This is a genomic window from Actinoplanes sp. NPDC051346 (assembly GCF_040682215.1).
In the GTDB taxonomy this organism is placed as follows: domain Bacteria; phylum Actinomycetota; class Actinomycetes; order Mycobacteriales; family Micromonosporaceae; genus Actinoplanes.
The window spans coordinates 22,101-38,929 of the sequence record NZ_JBFBAJ010000003.1; the positions used below are offsets into that span (position 1 = coordinate 22,101).

The following is a 16,829-nucleotide window of genomic DNA, read 5'->3' on the forward strand; positions in this document are numbered from 1 at the left end:
CACGGTGAGACCGGCCAGGCCGGCACGGTGAGACCGGCGCGGAGAGAGACCGGGCACCCCGGCGCCGGGGCGCCGGGGTGTTGTCGGGTCGGGTCAGCCCGCGGCCGACGTCTTGACCAGCGTGCGGATCTGGCGGAGCAGCACCGACAGCGCCGCGAGGTCGGCCGGGGACTCGTCCACGTTGCCCATCGCGTTGCCGGCCCGGGCGATCGACGCGGCGTTGACCTGTTCCCACTCCGAGACCCGGTCCTCGGCCTGTGCGTCGGCCGGCGTCGACTGCAGGACCTCCGCGGTCAGGCCGGCGAGCGCCGCGTACAGGTCGTAGCGCAGCGCCATGCGGGCGAGGGTCTGCCAGCGGTCGCCCCGGGGCAGCCGGGAGATGTGCGACAGCAGGCGGTCGATCTGGAAGCGCTCCGATAGGACGAAGTAGACGTCGGCCACCTCGGTCGCGTCCCGGCCCGTCGACTTGGCGGTCTCCAGGATGTCCAGCATGCCGAAGCCGTAGACGACCCGGGCCACCGAGCGGGCGAGATCCTCGGGGATGCCCTTGCTCTCGAGCGCCTCGACGTGCGCCTCGATCGAGCGGCGTTCGCCGCCCACGACGACCTCGGGCAGCTGCGGCAGCAGGGCGGCGATGTCGGGACGCAGGCGCTCGATCTCCGCGGGCACGTCGATCGGCGAGCGGCGGTTGCTGACCAGCCAGCGGACCGCGCGGTCGAGCAGGCGCCGGGTCTCCAGGTAGACCGCGGTCTGCGCGGAGGTCGGCACCTCGTTGTCGAGCCGTTCCGCGGCGTCCCACAGCTCCTGCATGCCGTACACGTCGCGGACCACCACGTACGCCCGGATGACGTCCGCCGCCGACGCGCCGCTCTCCTCCATCGCGCGGAAGACGAAGGACGTGCCGCCGCGGTTGACCACCTCGTTGACCAGGGCGGTCGAGATGATCTCGCGGCGCAGCCGGTGGCCGGCCATGCGGGCGGCGAACCGCTCGCGCAGCGGGGTCGGGAAGTAGCGGGCGAGCACCCCGGTGGTCCACTCCTCGTCGACGATGGCGTCGGCGAGGACCTGACGTTCGAGCAGGATTTTCACGTACGCGAGGAGCACCGCGAACTCGGGCGGCGTCAACCCCTCGCCGTTCTCGTGCCGGACGCCGAGCTCCTTGTCGGTGGGCAGCGCCTCGAGCTCACGGTTGAGCTGGCCGGCCTGTTCCATGGCGGTCAGCATCCGGCGGTGCACGGGCAGCAGCGAGTGTGCCTGCTGCCGCGCGTTGCCCAGCGCCGTGGCCTGCTCGTAGTTGTCGCGCAGGACCAGCATCGCGACCTCGTCGGTCATCACCGCCAGCAGCTCGTCGCGTTCCGGGAGGGTCAGTTCGCCGTCGGTCACCGCCCCGCCGAGCAGAATCTTGATGTTGACCTCGTGGTCGGAGCAGTCCACGCCGGCGGTGTTGTCGATGAAGTCCGTGAAGATGCGGCCGCCGCCACCGTTGCCCGCGTCGTCGCGGGGGCCGCCGCCGCGGGCGTACTCGATGCGGCCGCGCTGGGTGAGGCCCAGGTTGCCGCCCTCGCCGACCACCTTGGCCCGCACGTCGCGGCCGTTGATCCGGATGGCGTCGTTGGCCTTGTCGCCGACGTCGGCGTGGGTCTCCGACGTCGCCTTGACGTAGGTGCCGATGCCGCCGTTCCACAACAGGTCGACCGGCGCGGCGAGGATGGCGCGCATCAGCTCGGCCGGGCTGACCGCCGCGGCGTCGCCCAGGTCGAGCGCCTCGCGGATCTGCGGAGACACCGGGATGGACTTCGCCGTCCGCGGATAGACGCCGCCGCCCTGGCTGATCAACGACGCGTCGTAGTCGGCCCAGGAGGAGCGGGGCAGGTCGAAGAGGCGCCGCCGCTCGGCGAAGGACGTGGCCGCCTCCGGCGTCGGGTCGAGGAAGATGTGCCGGTGGTCGAACGCCGCCACGAGCCGGATGTGCTCGCTGAGCAGCATTCCGTTGCCGAACACGTCGCCGGACATGTCGCCGACGCCGACCACGGTGAAGTCCTGCGTCTGGGTGTCGGTGCCGAGGTCGCGGAAGTGCTTCTTGACCGATTCCCACGCGCCCCGCGCGGTGATGCCCATCTTCTTGTGGTCGTAGCCCGCCGACCCGCCGGAGGCGAAGGCGTCACCCAGCCAGAAGTCCTTGCTGACCGAGATCTCGTTCGCGATGTCGGAGAAGGTCGCGGTGCCCTTGTCGGCCGCCACCACCAGGTAGGGATCGTCGGGGTCGTGCCGCACGACGTCACGCGGCGGGATGATCTTGCCGCTGAGGATGTTGTCGGTCACGTCGAGCAGCGCGGTGATGAAGAGCCGGTAGCACGCGACCGCCTCGTCGCGGTCGCCCGGCTTCTGCTTCAGCACGAAGCCGCCCTTGGCGCCCACCGGCACGATCACCGCATTCTTGACCATCTGCGCCTTGACCAGGCCGAGGATCTCGGTGCGGAAGTCCTCACGCCGGTCGGACCAGCGCAGACCGCCGCGCGCCACCGCGCCGAAGCGCAGGTGCACGCCCTCGAACCGTGGCGAGTAGACGAAGATCTCGAACTTCGGCCGGGGCTGCGGCAGATCCGGGATCGCCTGCGGGTCCAGCTTGAACGCGACGTAGGACTTGGGTCGCGCGTCGCTGCCGCGCTGGAAGAAGCTGGTGCGCAGGGTCGCCTGGATCAGCGTCAGGTACGACCGGAGGATCCGGTCCTGGTCGAGGCTGTCCACGTCGTCGAGCAGTCCGGTGATCTGCTCGACCAACTCGTCCGAGCGGCGGGAGCGCTCCTCCTCGCCCATCTCGAGGTTCGGCGCGAAGCGCACCTCGAACAGCCGCACGAGCAGCCGGGCGATCTCCGGATAGGCGATGAAGGTGGACTCCACATAGCGCTGGGAGAAGACCGCGCCGGTCTGCCGCTGATACTTCGCGTACGCCCGGAGCACCACGACCTGCCGCCAGGTCAGGCCGGCGCGCAGCACCAGTTCGTTGAAGCCGTCCACCTCGGCCTCGTTCTGCCAGGCGGCGGCGAACGCGTTCTCGACCTGCGGACGCACCTCGGACAGCTCGCGGTGCGACGCCGGCGGGAGCAGACCGAAGTCGTAGAGGTAGACGGTGTCGTCGGTGCGACGCACTTCGTACGGCCGCTCGTCGACCACCTTGACGCCGAGCGAGTGCAGCACCGGCAGGACGGCGGAGAGCATCATCGGCTCGCCGTACCGGAAGACCTTGAACCGCACGTCGTGGTCGTCGGGCTCGGAGTCGCCGTCCCGGGTGAGCCGCCGCTTGCGGTACAGGTGCATCTCGAGCTGGCCGGACTCCTCCAGCAGCTCCAGCTTGGCGATGTCCTGCACCGCCTCGTGCGGCGTGTGGCCGTTCTTGTAGCTGTCGGGGAACGCGGCCGCGTAGCGCTGGAACAGCCCCTTGGCCGGCTCCTCGCCGAGCTTGCGCTCGAGCACCAGGGAGAAGTCGTCGTCCCACATGCGGGTGGCGTCGGCGAGCTTCTCGGCCAGCGTGTTGGGGTCCACGACGCCCGGCGGGTCGGCCGGGTCGGTGCGCACGATGAAGTGCACGCGGGCGAGCATCCGCTCGGTGACCCGGGTCGTGTAGTCGACACCGACGCCGTTGAGCTCGCGCAGCAGGATCTCCTGCATCGCCTGCCTGTTTCCGGTGGTGAACCGGTCGCGGGGCAGGTAGATCAGGCAGGAGATGAAGCGGCCGTACCCGTCGCGGCGCAGGAAGAGCCGCAGCTGCCGGCGGCCCGCCATGCGCAGCACGCCGACGACGGCCTCGTAGAGGTCGTCGGTCTTGATCTGGAAGAGCTCGTCCCGCGGATAGGTCTCGAGGATCTGCAACAGGTCCTTGCCGGAGTGCCCGCGCGGTGACAGGCCGGAGCGGTCGAGCACCTCCATGACCTTGCGGCGCACCACCGGCAGCTCGCGAACGCTCGTGCGATAGGCGGAGCTGGAGAACAGGCCGAGGAACCGGCGCTCGCCACAGACCTCGCCGTGGTCGTTGAAGACCTTGACGCCGATGTAGTCGAGGTAGGCCGAGCGGTGCACGGTGGCCCGGGAGTTGGCCTTCGTGATCACCAGCAGTCGCTTCTCGAGCGCGCGCTGGTGCGCCTCGGGCGCCATCGACGACAGCTTGCGTGGCGTGCTCTGGTCGCCGCGCAGGATGCCGAGACCGCTGCCCGGCACGGACGTCAACTCGTCGCCGTCGTTGCCGCCGAGCTGGTATTCGCGGTAGCCGAGGAACGTGAAGTGGTCGTGGGCGAGCCACTTGAGCAGCTCGATCGAGTCGGTGACGTCCTTGTCCGGCACCGGCAGCTTGTGCTCCGAACCGCGCGCGGCGGCCAGCTCGTCGGCGATGACGAGGGCGCGCTGACGCATCCGGGGCCAGTCCTCGACCGCGTCACGGACGTCGGTGAGGATCCGCCGCACCTCGTTGTGCAGCTGCTCGCGCGCCTCCACGGTGCGCACGGGGTCGATCTCCACCCGGATCCAGCTCTCGACCAGGTCGCCGTCGATCGCGTCGTCGGGCTCGACGTCCGCCTCGGCCTGCGTCAGCGCCCCGAGCGGCTCCCGGCGCACCACGATCAGCGGGTGCACGAGCAGGTGCACCTGGAGCTGGTGTGCGGTGAGCAGCGCGGTCACCGAGTCGACCAGGAAGGGCATGTCGTCGGTGACGATCGAGATGACCGTGTGCGGCTGGCCCTCGCAGGGGGCGCTGATGTCGAGCTTCAGCTCGCCCGGCAGCCGGGTGGCGGCGAGCTCGCGGTGCCGGCAGGCGGCCGCGAACATCTCCTCGGCGGTGTAACCGACCAGCTCCTCGTCCGGGGCGAACCGCCAGAAGCGGCCGACCAGGGCGGCGGTGGCGTGGTCCTCACCCGCGAGGGCCACGGCCTGAGTGACCAGGCGCTCGGCGTTCGGCAGCGGCTCGTCGAGCTCGTCGTCGGACGTGCCCAACCGGCCCGTGAGGGCCAGGCCGGGGCCCGGACCGAAGTCGAGCTCGGGATCGGATTCGGTGGCTGCCTCGTCGGAGACTGGCATGGCGGACGGCTCCCCTCACCCACGACATTGTGGGTTCGACGTGTCGACAACAGCCTAGAGCCTGGCTCCGACGGCCCGGGCGCACCCGGGGTCCCCCAGGCACGATCCGACAACGAATTCATACATCTCACGCAGGCCGGCTCATCGGAACGGCCAACGAGCGGCTACCGTTCCGTACGTTTCCCGACGTTGTTACCCGAGGAGGGGCGCATCATGCACCCGAGCGGACGCGCTCGCCGAGTTCTCGCGGCACTGGGGTGCCTGGCGCTGGCCACCTCCGGCGTGGCCGCGTGCTCGGCCTCCGACGGGCCCGGCACGACGCTCGACGCGTTCCTCGACGGCTGGCGCGGGGGCGACCTCAGCAAGGTCGGCTTCGTCACGGCGGCCGGCGGCCGAATCTCCTCCAACGACACGTACACCCAGCTCCGGGGCCTCACCGGCGACCTGGCCAAGTCGACCCTGCTGCTGTCGAGGCAGGGCGAGCTCCAGGAGACCGGGGACATCGCCTCGGCCCCGGTCAAGCTCGACTGGACGCTGCCGGGCGGCGCGGCGTGGTCCTACCAGAGCACCGTACGGCTGACGAAGGCCGGCTCCGACGGCTGGCGGGTGGTGTGGGAGCCGGCGATCGTGCACAGCGAGTTGACCGACGGTGACCGTCTCGAGCTGCGCCGCAAGGTGGCCGACCGGGCCGACATCCTCGGCGCCGACGGCAAGCCGATCGTGACGCAGCGCCCGGTCACCGTCATCGGGGTCAGCCCCGAGCGGATCACCAAGCGCGACGAGCTGCTGAAGGACCTGGCCGCGGAGCTGAAGAAGGTCAACGTCACCCTCGACCTGAAGGACCTGGAGACGCGCATCGAGGGCTCCAAGCCGGACGCCTTCGTCGATGTGATCACCCTGCGGCAGCCCGACTTCGACAAGGTCCGCACCCGGATCCTCGCCCTCGAGGGCACGCTCAGCCGCGAGGACGTGCGGGAGCTCGCCCCCAGCCGGCAGTTCGCCCGCGCCTCGATCGGCACGGTCGAGGCGGCCACCCGCGAGGATCTCGACGCCAACCCGGACACGCTCGCCCAGGGCGACCAGGTCGGGCACGGCGGGCTCCAGCAGCGCTATGACACCCAACTGCGCGGCACGCCGGGCCAGTCCGTGGTGATCGCCCGCCAGACCCCGGACAACCAGGTCGAGGACTCGCAGATCTACAGCATCGAGCCGGTCGCGGGCACCCCGGTCAAGACCTCGCTCGACGTCCGCACGCAGAACGCCGCCGACAAGGCCGTCGCCTCGGTGAAGCAGCCCAGCGCGCTGGTGGTGATCAGGATCAGCGACGCGTCGGTGGTGGCCGTGGCCAACGGCCCCGACGGCGGCGGCGCCGACACCGCCCTGACGGGCCAGGTCCCGGCCGGATCGACCTTCAAGATGGTTTCCGCGCTGGGGCTGCTGGACGCCAAGGCGGTCACCCTCGACGGCCGCGTCGACTGCCCGAAGACCAAGACGGTGGACGGTCGCAAGTTCAAGAACTCCCACGACATGGAACTGGGCTCGGTGCCGTTCCGCACGGACTTCGCCAAGTCGTGCAACACCGCGTTCGTCAACCTCGCCCCCAAGCTCGGCGCCGACGGGCTCAAGGGCGCGGCGGCGAAGCTCGGCCTCGGCGCCAAGTGGGACCTGGGAGCCGACTCGTTCACCGGCAAGATCTCCCCGGCGGACACCCCGACCGAGCTGGCGGCCGCGTCGTTCGGCCAGGGCGCGACCGCGGTGAGCCCGCTCGCGATGGCGGGCGCGACGGCCGCGGTCGCCCGCGGTCGGTTCATCCAGCCGAAACTCGTGCTGGAGCCGGCGCCGCCGAACGCACTGCCGGACGGGCCTCCGCTCGCGGAGTCATCGGTGACGCCGCTGCGGACGATGATGCGCGAGGTGGTCACCGCCGGCACCGGAGAAGCGCTGCGGGACGTGCCGGGAGACCCGGTTTACGGCAAGACGGGTACGGCGGAGTTCGCGAACGGCTCGGCGGAGACGCACGCGTGGTTCATCGGCTGGCAGGGAGACCTGGCGTTCGCGGTGATGGTGCAGAAGGGCGGCGCCGGCGCGGAAGCGGCGGTCCCGGTCGCCGAGCGCTTCCTGAAGGCCGTCAAGTGATGTCGGCGCGGGTCTCGGGTCCGAGCTCGAACGCGGGGCGCTGAACCGGCAGCGAGAACTCCTCGGTCGGCCGGGGGCGCAGCATGCCGGGCATCGTGGCGGGCAGCGGCCGCGAGTCGAGCAGGGGCGCGGCGCCGAGCGGCCGGAGCGGCGGTTCGGCGGGCTCGTCCTCCACCAGCTCCGCGTCCACCGGCTCGTCTGCCGCCGTGCCCTGAAGAGCGGAGCCGTTCGCGTGCTCGGCGGCAACGCCGTCATCCTCGGTCAGCGTCGGATCCGCCTCGCCCTCCACCTCGTCGACGGCGTCCGCGTCCGGAGAGACGTCCGCGATCGCGGCATCGAGGGCGGCTTCGGAATGCGCGTCGGCGTCGACATCCGTTTCAGCGTCGATTTCAGCGACGACGGACGACGGTAGGGCCGCGTCTGTCTCAGCTACAGGTGCCAAATCTGCCGCAGGCGGGGCGAGCAGGCCCGGCGCCCCCGGCGCCAGCAGGTCGGCGCGGGCGGCGATCAGGTCCGGTCGGGCGTCCACCGTGTGCGCCGACTTCAGCCCCGCCACGATCGCCTCGGTGATCTCCTCCGCGTAGGAGCCGTCGGGGTCGTAGTCGGGGTCGAAGACCGTGATCTCCACGCCCAGGCAGTGCGGCGACTCGACGAGGCCGGCCAGCAGCAGCTCCAGCTCCGGAAACGCGATGCCGCCCGGCTCCGGCGCGTCCACCGCCGGCATGACCGCCGGGTCGAGCACGTCCACGTCGAGATGCACCCAGTAACCCGCGCAGTCCACGAGCTGATCCCGGGCCCACTGCGCGCTGCGGGCCGCGCCCTCCACGCGCAGGGTCGGCACGGGACGGGTCACGATGCCGGCCGCCTGCAGGTCGAGGCGGTATTCGTCCTGGGCGCGGATGCCCATCACCACCACGTCGATGTCGCGGTAGTAGGGCCGCCGTCCCTCGATCGCCGCCAGGTCGGACTGGCCCCGGCCGGTGACCAGGGCGAGGTCCTCGCCGGCGGCCGCGCCGACGTAGGAGGCGTTGCCGGGGTGGCGGAAGTCCGAGTGGCCGTCGACGAAGACCAGGCCGATGCGGCCGCCCACGGCCTCGCCGAGGCGGTGCATGGCGAGAGCCGAGCCGAGGACGATCGAGCAGTCGCCGCCGAGCACGACCGGGAACTCGCCCTCGTCGATGATCTCGCCGATGCGGTCGGCGAGGCGCCGGGAGTAGCGGGCGATCTCCGGGGCATGGCAGACGCCGTCGCCCGGTCGCCATTCGCCGGGGTCGTAGCGCGGCGGCGTCAGGCAGCCGGCGTCGCGGGCGTGGAGGCGGCGCAGCAGGCCTTGGTCGCGCAGGGCTCCAGGCGCCTTGGCGCAGCCCGGCACCGACGTCGCGGTCGGCGGGCGCAGACCGAGATTGGACGGTGCGTCGAGCACGGCTATGCGGCGCATGGAGCCCCTCCGACCTACCTAGAAGAGCGCGCGGGCGAGCGCGCGACGGGCGCCCGCGACGGCCGGGTCGTCCGGCCCGGCGACGGCGAAGAGCGACAGCAGATGCTTGCGTACGGCGTCACGGTCGTCGCCCGTGGAGCGCTTGACGGCGGCGACGAGCCGCTCGTAGGCCTCGGGCGCCTGTCCGCTGAGGACCTCGATGTCGGCGGCGAGCCGCTGGGCGTCGAGGTCGTCGGGATCCGCCGCGGCCCGGGCCATCACGCTCGCCGCGTCGGCACCGGAAACGCGGCGGTAGAGCTCGACCTGGGCCAGCCCGGACTCGGCCGCGTGGTCCTGCGGCGACTCGGCGAGGATCTTCTTGTACGCCGCCTCGGCCGCGTCTAGGTCGCCGCTCATCAGGGCGTCGTCGGCCGCGTCCATCCGCGGGTCCTCCAGCGGCGCGACCTCGACCCCGCCGGCCTTGAGCACCGCGTCGACGTAGCGGCGGATCTCCACCTCGGGCAGTACGCCGGTGAAGCCCTCGACGAGCTGCCCGCCGACCAGCGCGACCACCATCGGGATGCCCTGCACGCGCAGCGCCTGGGCGAGCCGCGGGTTGGCGTCCACGTCGACCTTGCCGAGCACCCAGCTGCCGCCGCCCTCGGCGGCGAGCTTCTCCAGGACCGGTGAGAGCTGCTTGCACGGCTCGCACCAGTCGGCCCAGAAGTCGAGGATGACCGGGGTCGTCATCGACAGCTGGAGCACGGTCGTCTGGAAATTCGCTTCGGTCACGTCGATCACCGCGGCGCTCGCGGCGCCGGGGCTGGCGGGCGCCGGCGGCGCGGTGTGTCCGGCCGGCCCGGCGGGTGCCGCACCGGCACCGGGGCCGGCGGGACCGGAGGGCGCGGGCTTGTTCGCAGGCCGCAGCGCGCCGAGGTCGACCGCGCCGCGGGTGAAGATCGACGGAGTGGTCCGTGGGTCGCTCATGGTTACCTAGTCTCGCACGCACCGCCCGCCGTCCGCCGCGCCGCCGGGCAGGCGATATCGGACGTCACACCGCCCTGCCTCGGGGCCTGTCGCCGGCCGTCAGCACCGGCGGGGCCGGCCCTAGAAGCGGGCCGGCTCCCGGTAGATACCCCACTCGTCCTTGAGCACGCCGCAGATCTCGCCCAGGGTCGCCTCGGCCCGGGCCGCGTCGAGCATCGCGGGGATCATGTTGTCGCCGGTGCGCGCGGTCTCGACCAGACGCGCCAACGCCTGCTGGACGCGTACGGGATCGCGATCGGTCTTGCGGGCGATCAGCTCGCGCCGCTGCACCACCTCGACCTCGTGCGAGACGCGCAGGATCTCGAGGTCCTTGGCGACCGTGCCGGTGTGCACGTTGACCCCGACGATCCGCTTGTCGTTCTTCTCCAGGGCCTGCTGGTAGACGAACGCCGCCTCGGCGATGTTGGCCGTGAACCAGCCGTCCTCGATGCCGCGCAGGATGCCCGAGGTCATCGAGCCGTCCTCGCCGAGGTCGCGGATGCGGGCGAAGATCTCCTCCGCCTCCGCCTCGATGCGGTCGGTGAGCGCCTCGACATACCAGGAGCCGCCCAGCGGATCGGCCACATTGGTCACGCCGGTCTCCTCCATCAGCACCTGCTGGGTCCGCAGGGCGATCTCGGCGGACTCGTCGGTCGGCAGCGCGAGGGTCTCGTCGAGGGCGTTGGTGTGCAGCGAGTTGGTGCCGCCCAGGACCGCGGCGAGCGCCTCGACGGCCGTACGCACGACGTTGTTGACGGGCTGCTGCGCGGTGAGCGAGACGCCCGCGGTCTGGGTGTGGAACTTCAGCCAGAGGGCCTTCTCGCTGGTGGCGCCGTATTCGTCGCGCAGATGGCGGGCCCAGATGCGGCGGGCGGCGCGGAACTTGGCGATCTCCTCGAAGAAGTCGACGTGTGCGTCGAAGAAGAAGCTCAGGCCGGGCGCGAACTGGTTGACGTCGAGGCCCCGGCTGAGCCCGAGCTCGACGTAGCCGAAGCCGTCGGCCAGCGTGTAGGCCAGCTCCTGCGCGGCGGTCGCCCCGGCCTCGCGGATGTGGTAGCCCGAGACCGACAGCGGCTTGTACTTGGGGATCTCACGCGCGCAGTACTCCATCAGGTCGCCGATGAGCCGCAGGTGCGGCTCGGGCGCGAAGAGCCATTCCTTCTGCGCGATGTATTCCTTGAAGATGTCGGTCTGCAGGGTGCCGTCGAGCTTGCTCAGGTCGGCGCCCTGCCGCTCGGCCGCGACGAGGTACATGCAGAAGACCGGGACGGCCGGCCCGGAGATCGTCATGCTGGTCGTGACGTCCTGCAGCTTGATGCCGTCGAAGAGCACGTCCATGTCGGCGGCCGAGTCGATGGCGACGCCGCAGTGGCCGACCTCGCCGAGCGACTCCGGTTCGTCGGAGTCGCGGCCCATCAGCGTCGGCATGTCGAACGCGACGCTCAGCCCGCCGCCGCCGGCGGCCAGGATCATCTTGTAGCGCTCGTTGGTCTGCTGGGCGTTGCCGAACCCCGCGAACTGCCGGATCGTCCAGGTCCGTCCGCGATATCCGGTCGGATAGAGACCCCGGGTGTACGGGAACTCGCCCGGCCAGCCGATCCGCTCGAAATCCTCGACGGTGTCCCCGGGCGCGGGTCCGTAGACCGGGTCGAGGCTCACCCCGGACAGCGTGGTGAAGTCGGCGTCCCGTTTGCGGGCGTCGTCGTAGCGCTTCTGCCAGCGCTCGCGACCGGCGGCGATGTCGGCTGCGTCCATGGCGCACATCGTATGCGCAAAGCTGAACGATCGCTAAGGCCTGGCGCCGCTGATCTTGGTACTCCCGCCCGGACGGCGCCTGATCTACCCTGCCGTACGTGAAGATCGTACGGATCGTGAGCATGCTGGCCGTCTTTTCCGGCGTGACACTGAACGCCTCCGGGCCACAGACCCTGACCGGCCTGCTCCCCTATTTCACCAACCAGAGCAACATCGCGTACGCCGTCTTCGCGGCCTGGACGGTGTTCCGGACCCGCGCCGTGCCGGCCGCGGTGAAGGGTGCCGTCACCCTCTACGTGACCATCACCGGGCTCGTCTACCACCTCGTGCTGGCGAACCCGGCCAGCGGCTTCGCGAACGCCCCGTACGACCGCACGCCCGCCGAGGCGGTCGGCAACCAGCTGCTGCACACGGTGGTTCCGCTGCTCGCGGTCCTGGACTGGCTGCTCTTCGACGAACGCGGACGCTTCAAGGTGCGCTACGCCGCCTACTGGCTGGCCTTCCCGCTGGGCTATCTGGTCTTCGCCCTGATCCGGGGGCTGATCAAGAACAAGTATCCGTACCCGTTCCTCGACGTGAACGACCTCGGCTACGGCGGCGTGGCGCTCAGCGCGGTGTTCTTCGCGGTCGCGTTCTGGCTGTTGGGCCTCGCGTTCGTCGGCATCGACCGGCTCACCGCCCGGCGGAAGGCCGCCGCGACCGACGAGCCGGCCACGACCGGTGTGGAGATTGTCGGCGAGCGACCCTGACGCCGCTTTTCCCTACGCGCGTTCGCTGTCGAGGAGCGCGCGGTGGCGGTTCTTGACCGCGTACATCGCCATGTCGGCCTCGTGCAGCAGGCTGTCGGGATCGTGCACGCCGTGCCGCCCGGTGGCCATGCCGATGCTGGCCCGCAGCTCCACGACGGCGTTGCCGATCCGGACCTCCCCGCTCAGCGCCCGCGCCAGGACGTCGGCCAGCTCGGCCCGCCGCTCGGCGCTCAGCCCGGCCATCAGTACGGCGAACTCGTCGCCGCCCAGCCGGGCGACCGTGTCGCCCTCGCGCGCACAGGCCTTCAGCCGCCGTCCCGCCTCGATCAGCAACTGGTCGCCGGTGGCGTGCCCGTGCGCGTCGTTGACCGGCTTGAAGTCGTCGAGGTCCACGAGGAAGACGGTCACCGGACCGGCGGCGAGGGCGTCGTGCAGGCGCCGCATGAACAGGCCGCGGTTGGCGAGCTTGGTCAACCCGTCGTAGAACGCGAGCTGGGTAAGCTGGGCGGCGAGTTCGTCGCGCTCGCGCAGCAGCTCCGCGATGTGCCGGAACGCGGCCACCTGCCGGCCGACGACCAGTGTCGTGGTCACCATGGCGCCGACCGCGACGACCCACGTCCGGGCGTCGAGCCCGTGGAGCGCGAGCACCAGGGCGGACAGTGACCAGACGGCGCCCATCGCGGCGTACGGCAACAGGCTGTAGGGGCGAATCGGTTCGTGCGCGGCGATCGGCTCGGCGGCGCGGACGCGGCGTTCCTGGACCCGTACGGCGGTCGCGAGCAGAGCGCTCGTCAGGATGTTCGCCGCGAACAGCCACGACTGGGTGGGCTGCTGCACGTACATCGAGAAGGGCAGCGCCTGCAGCAGCGCCTGCAGCGCCGCGGCGGTTCCGCCGAGAACGCCGACCGCCCGGGTGAAGGGCGACTGGCCGCCCAGGGCGACCTTGATGACCGCGAAGATCACGACAAGGAAGAGGCCGGGCTGGACCAGCAGCGACAACGAGGCCCGGGCCGCCCACGCGAAGTCGCGGGTCCCGGGCGGCAGCTCGGTGAGCCACAGTCCGAAGGTCAGCGCGGCCGCCATCACCGTGGCCACGTCGACGCGGAGGCGGAACCGTTCCGCCATGCTCATGACGCCGAGCGGATGGCGCAGCATCCCGACGACGACGATCCCCAGGGCGACGGCGATGGAGCCGACCTGGGCCCCGGTTCCCGCCGACGCCACCGGCGCCAGCGGGTTTCCGACGACCGTCACGAGCTGCACCACGCTGCCGGCCATCATGACACCGCCGGCGACCGCGAACAGGCGCCACATGCTCTGCCCCGCGCGCGCCCGCTCCGCCTCGGGACGACCGGCGCCCGGCGCCGGACCGGCGAACCGCGCGACGCGCCAGGACGACCGCACGAAACTGCTGTGGATGACGAGCAGAAGCAGCCAGAAGACCGTGACCTGGCCGGCGACCGGAGCGACTCCCGGCCAGAAGCCGACCACCGAGCCGAGCGTGAGGACGATCAGGCCCGTCAGCACCGGGTCGGCGCGCCACCGCGGCTGCGCTTCCCAATGTCGGCCCATCGTTACCCTCTTCCGGTCCCACCGCCCGCCGGGAGAGGCGAGAGTGTTGGCTCCTCCCATCGGCCACCTGGGCACAGACTTGAGGAACTTGAACCGGTTGGTGCGTGAAGATCAAGCGACGGCGGCGCGGCGCGGGCTCAGCGGCGGTCGCCGAGCTCCGTGAGAAGGGCGTCGGCCGCCGCGTACGGGTCGATGAGGCCGTCCGCCACCTGGGCCGCGAGCTTGCCGAGCGCCGTACCCTCGTGCAGAGAGCCCATCCGGGCACGCAGCGTGCCCAGCGCGATCGCCTCGACCTCCACGGCGGCCCGCTTCTCGTGCGCGGTCCGCAGCGAGCCGGACTGCTTGAGCCAGTCGCGGTGCTTCTCGATGGCCGCCACCACGTCGTCGATGCCCTCGCCCTTGACCGCGGTGGCACGCACCACCTGCGGGCGCCAGTCGCCCGGGCCGCGCTCGCCGAGGCCGAGCATGCCCTGGATGTCGCGGTAGGTGGCGTCGGCGCCGGGACGGTCCGCCTTGTTGACGACGAAGACGTCGGCGATCTCGAGGATGCCGGCCTTGACCGCCTGGATGGCGTCGCCCATGCCCGGTGCGAGCAGCACCAGGGTGGTGTCGGCGAGCGAGGCGATCTCCACCTCGGCCTGGCCGACACCGACCGTCTCGACGAGCACCACGTCGCAGCCGGCGCCCTCGAGCACGCGGACCGCCTGCGGTGTGGCCGCGGCGAGCCCGCCGAGCTGGCCCCGGCTCGACATCGAGCGGATGTAGACGCCCGGGTCCGTGGTGTGTTCCTGCATGCGGACGCGGTCGCCGAGGATCGCGCCGCCGGTGAACGGGCTGGAGGGGTCGACGGCCAGCACGCCCACCCGGTGCCCGGCCCGGCGCAGGGCGCGGACCAGCTCGTTGGTGGTGGTGGACTTGCCGACGCCGGGCGAGCCGGTGAGGCCGACGATCTGGGCGCGGCCCGCATAGGGTGCCAGCGCCGCGGCGACCTCGGCCAGCTTGGGGTCGCCGTTCTCCACCATGCTGATCAGCCGCGCCACCGATCGCGGGTCGCCCTCGCGGGCTCCCGCGACCAGGGTGGGCACATCGCGCATGCGGTTGCGGCGTGCGCCGGCGGCGGAGGCCGTGGTCACCGCGGCCTCGCCGCCGACGCCACCACTCATGCTGCCGAGGGTACCTTGATGATCAGAGCATCGCCCTGGCCGCCACCGCCGCAGAGCGCCGCCGCGCCGGTGCCGCCGCCGCGGCGCTTGAGCTCCAGCGCCAGGGTCAGGACCAGCCGCGCGCCGGACATGCCGATCGGGTGGCCGAGCGCGATCGCGCCGCCGTTGACGTTGACGATGTCCTCGTTGACCTTCAGCTCGCGCATCGAGTGGATGACGACCTGGGCGAACGCCTCGTTCATCTCGATGAGGTCGAGGTCGGCGACGGTCATGCCGGCCTTGCTCAACGCGTGCTTGATGGCGTTGGCCGGCTGGGCCTGCAGCGAGCTGTCCGGTCCGGCGACGTTGCCGTGTGCGCCGATCTCGGCGATCCAGGTGAGCCCCAGCTCCTCGGCCTTGGCCTTGCTCATCACGATGACCGCCGCGGCACCGTCGGAGATCGGTGACGCGCTGCCCGCGGTGATGGTGCCGTCCTTGTCGAAGGCCGGGCGCAGGCCGGCCAGCGACTCGGCGGTGGCGTCGGGGCGCACTCCCTCGTCGGTGTCGATCAGGGTGTCGACGCCGCGCTGACCCGACTTGATCGGGACGATCTCCTCGGCGAAGTGGCCGTTGCGCTGCGCCGCCGCCGCACGCTGGTGGCTGAGCGCGGCGAAAGCGTCCTGCTCGGCCCGGGTGATGCCGAGCTCCTTGCCGCTGCGCTCGGTCGAGTCGCCCATGGAGATGGCGTCCCACGGGTCCATCAGGCCGTCGTAGGCGGTGTGGTCGCGAACGAGGATGTCGCCGTACTTCTTGCCCTGGCGCTGCCCCATGAGCAGGTGCGGGGCGTTGGTCATCGACTCCATGCCGCCGGCCACCACGATGTCGAACTCGCCGGCCCGGATCAGCTGGTCGGCCAGGGCGATCGCGTCGATGCCGGAGAGGCAGACCTTGTTGACCGTCAGCGCCGGGGTGGTCATCGGGATGCCCGCGGCCACGGCGGCCTGACGCGCGGTGATCTGCCCGGTGCCCGCCTGGAGCACCTGGCCCATGATCACGTACTGCACCTGCTCGGGGCTGACCCCGCCACGCTCGAGCGCCGCGGCGATCGCGTAGCCGCCGAGGGCGGTGGCCGGCACGTTCATGAGGTTTCCGAGGAGGCGGCCCATGGGGGTACGAGCGCCGCTGACGATCACCGAACTGGTCACGGTGGCTCCGCTTTCGCATTTCGCAACGTCGGTTGGCTACGACGGGGTGGGCAAGGGACGCGGCAGCGCCCCTCGTGGGGGACCGGCCGCGACGCCTGAACGATGGTTAAGCACAGACTAGCGGGACGAGCCCTACGCCACCCAGAGGGGACCGCAGGGAGAATGTCACACTCTCCGGCATGGAAGATCTCCCTGACGTCGGCGTCCTGCATATTGATCACGTCGGCATCGCCGTAGCGGACATCGACGAGGCGATCGCCTTCTACGAGCGGACCTTCGGGCTGCGCTGCGTGCACCAGGAGACGAACGAGGAGCAGGGCGTCCGCGAGGCGATGATGGCCGCCGACGCCGACGGCGCACGCATCCAGTTGCTCGCGCCGCTGCGCCCCGACTCGGCGATCGGCAAGTTCCTCGACCGCAACGGGCCGGGACTGCAACAGCTCGCGTACACGGTGCGCGACGTCGACGCGGCGAGCGCCGCGCTGCGGGCCCGGGGGCTCCGGCTGCTCTACGCCGAGCCGAAGCGCGGAACGGGCGGATCCCGCATCAACTTCGTTCACCCCAAGGACGCCGGCGGAGTGCTCGTGGAGCTCGTGGAGCCCGCCTGATTCGTCAGCCTTCAGGGTGAAACGTCCTGACGCCGCCGCCGCGGACTGGCAGGATCGTCGGCATCGAGGAGCGCCGCAAGAGGCCGCTGTGCGATGATCTCCCTTCGGCCGCTGCACAGCAGGTAGCGGTGCGACGACACTGTGCGCGGACG

9 protein-coding genes and 1 pseudogene are annotated in these 16,829 nt (G+C 71.3%); 3 read left to right on the forward strand and 7 right to left on the reverse strand.

Annotated features, from left to right (window positions below):
- Nucleotides 1-93: 93 nt before the first annotated feature.
- On the reverse strand, nucleotides 94-5,067 hold the full coding sequence (locus AB0M36_RS08425) for an NAD-glutamate dehydrogenase (protein WP_364154366.1): 4,974 nt from the start codon (nucleotides 5,065-5,067) through the stop codon (nucleotides 94-96).
- A 213-nt stretch (nucleotides 5,068-5,280) separates the two neighbouring features.
- On the opposite strand from AB0M36_RS08425, the gene AB0M36_RS08430 reads away from it, so the two are divergent.
- Nucleotides 5,281-7,203 (forward strand): penicillin-binding transpeptidase domain-containing protein, encoded by a 1,923-nt coding sequence (locus AB0M36_RS08430; protein ID WP_364154368.1) that lies wholly within the window; start codon nucleotides 5,281-5,283, stop codon nucleotides 7,201-7,203.
- A gap of 541 nt (nucleotides 7,204-7,744) precedes the next feature.
- Here AB0M36_RS08430 and AB0M36_RS08435 read toward each other — a convergent pair.
- The 3 genes and pseudogenes from AB0M36_RS08435 to AB0M36_RS08445 all read right to left on the reverse strand — a co-directional run.
- Nucleotides 7,745-8,641: pseudogene (locus AB0M36_RS08435) on the reverse strand (arginase family protein); the annotation flags it as partial.
- A gap of 18 nt (nucleotides 8,642-8,659) precedes the next feature.
- Entirely contained in the window at nucleotides 8,660-9,607 is a 948-nt protein-coding gene (locus AB0M36_RS08440; protein ID WP_364154370.1) for a tetratricopeptide repeat protein, read from the reverse strand.
- Nucleotides 9,608-9,727: 120 nt separating this feature from the next.
- Nucleotides 9,728-11,401, reverse strand: a complete 1,674-nt coding sequence (locus tag AB0M36_RS08445; protein WP_364154373.1) for a methylmalonyl-CoA mutase family protein — start codon at nucleotides 11,399-11,401, stop codon at nucleotides 9,728-9,730.
- Between the two features lie 98 nt (nucleotides 11,402-11,499).
- Here AB0M36_RS08445 and AB0M36_RS08450 point away from each other — a divergent pair, with 98 nt between their 5' ends.
- Nucleotides 11,500-12,150 (forward strand): Pr6Pr family membrane protein, encoded by a 651-nt coding sequence (locus AB0M36_RS08450; protein ID WP_364154376.1) that lies wholly within the window; start codon nucleotides 11,500-11,502, stop codon nucleotides 12,148-12,150.
- A gap of 12 nt (nucleotides 12,151-12,162) precedes the next feature.
- Here the strand turns inward: AB0M36_RS08450 and AB0M36_RS08455 are convergent, their stop codons facing one another.
- From AB0M36_RS08455 to AB0M36_RS08465, 3 genes are all read right to left on the reverse strand, one after another.
- Nucleotides 12,163-13,722: a GGDEF domain-containing protein gene (locus tag AB0M36_RS08455; protein ID WP_364154378.1), complete on the reverse strand. Its 1,560-nt coding sequence runs from the start codon at nucleotides 13,720-13,722 to the stop codon at nucleotides 12,163-12,165.
- Between the two features lie 137 nt (nucleotides 13,723-13,859).
- Nucleotides 13,860-14,885 (reverse strand): methylmalonyl Co-A mutase-associated GTPase MeaB, encoded by a 1,026-nt coding sequence (gene meaB, locus AB0M36_RS08460; protein ID WP_364154381.1) that lies wholly within the window; start codon nucleotides 14,883-14,885, stop codon nucleotides 13,860-13,862.
- A complete protein-coding gene (locus AB0M36_RS08465; protein WP_364154384.1) occupies nucleotides 14,882-16,069 on the reverse strand; it encodes an acetyl-CoA C-acetyltransferase in 1,188 nt (395 codons plus the stop codon). Before AB0M36_RS08465 ends, meaB begins: the two co-directional genes overlap by 4 nt.
- Before the next feature lie 179 nt (nucleotides 16,070-16,248).
- Here AB0M36_RS08465 and mce point away from each other — a divergent pair, with 179 nt between their 5' ends.
- Complete coding sequence (mce, locus tag AB0M36_RS08470; RefSeq protein WP_364154387.1) at nucleotides 16,249-16,677, forward strand: methylmalonyl-CoA epimerase; 429 nt, start codon at nucleotides 16,249-16,251, stop codon at nucleotides 16,675-16,677.
- The last annotated feature ends 152 nt before the right edge of the window (nucleotides 16,678-16,829 follow it).

Bases quoted from the DNA above. Each gene is read 5' to 3' on its own strand.
- AB0M36_RS08440 (WP_364154370.1), bottom strand. From the start codon at position 9,607: ATGAGCGACCCACGGACCACTCCGTCGATCTTCACCCGCGGCGCGGTC.
- meaB (WP_364154381.1), bottom strand. From the start codon at position 14,885: ATGAGTGGTGGCGTCGGCGGCGAGGCCGCGGTGACCACGGCCTCCGCC.
- AB0M36_RS08455 (WP_364154378.1), bottom strand. From the start codon at position 13,722: ATGGGCCGACATTGGGAAGCGCAGCCGCGGTGGCGCGCCGACCCGGTG.
- AB0M36_RS08445 (WP_364154373.1), bottom strand. From the start codon at position 11,401: ATGGACGCAGCCGACATCGCCGCCGGTCGCGAGCGCTGGCAGAAGCGC.
- mce (WP_364154387.1), top strand. From the start codon at position 16,249: ATGGAAGATCTCCCTGACGTCGGCGTCCTGCATATTGATCACGTCGGC.
- AB0M36_RS08430 (WP_364154368.1), top strand. From the start codon at position 5,281: ATGCACCCGAGCGGACGCGCTCGCCGAGTTCTCGCGGCACTGGGGTGC.
- AB0M36_RS08425 (WP_364154366.1), bottom strand. From the start codon at position 5,067: ATGCCAGTCTCCGACGAGGCAGCCACCGAATCCGATCCCGAGCTCGAC.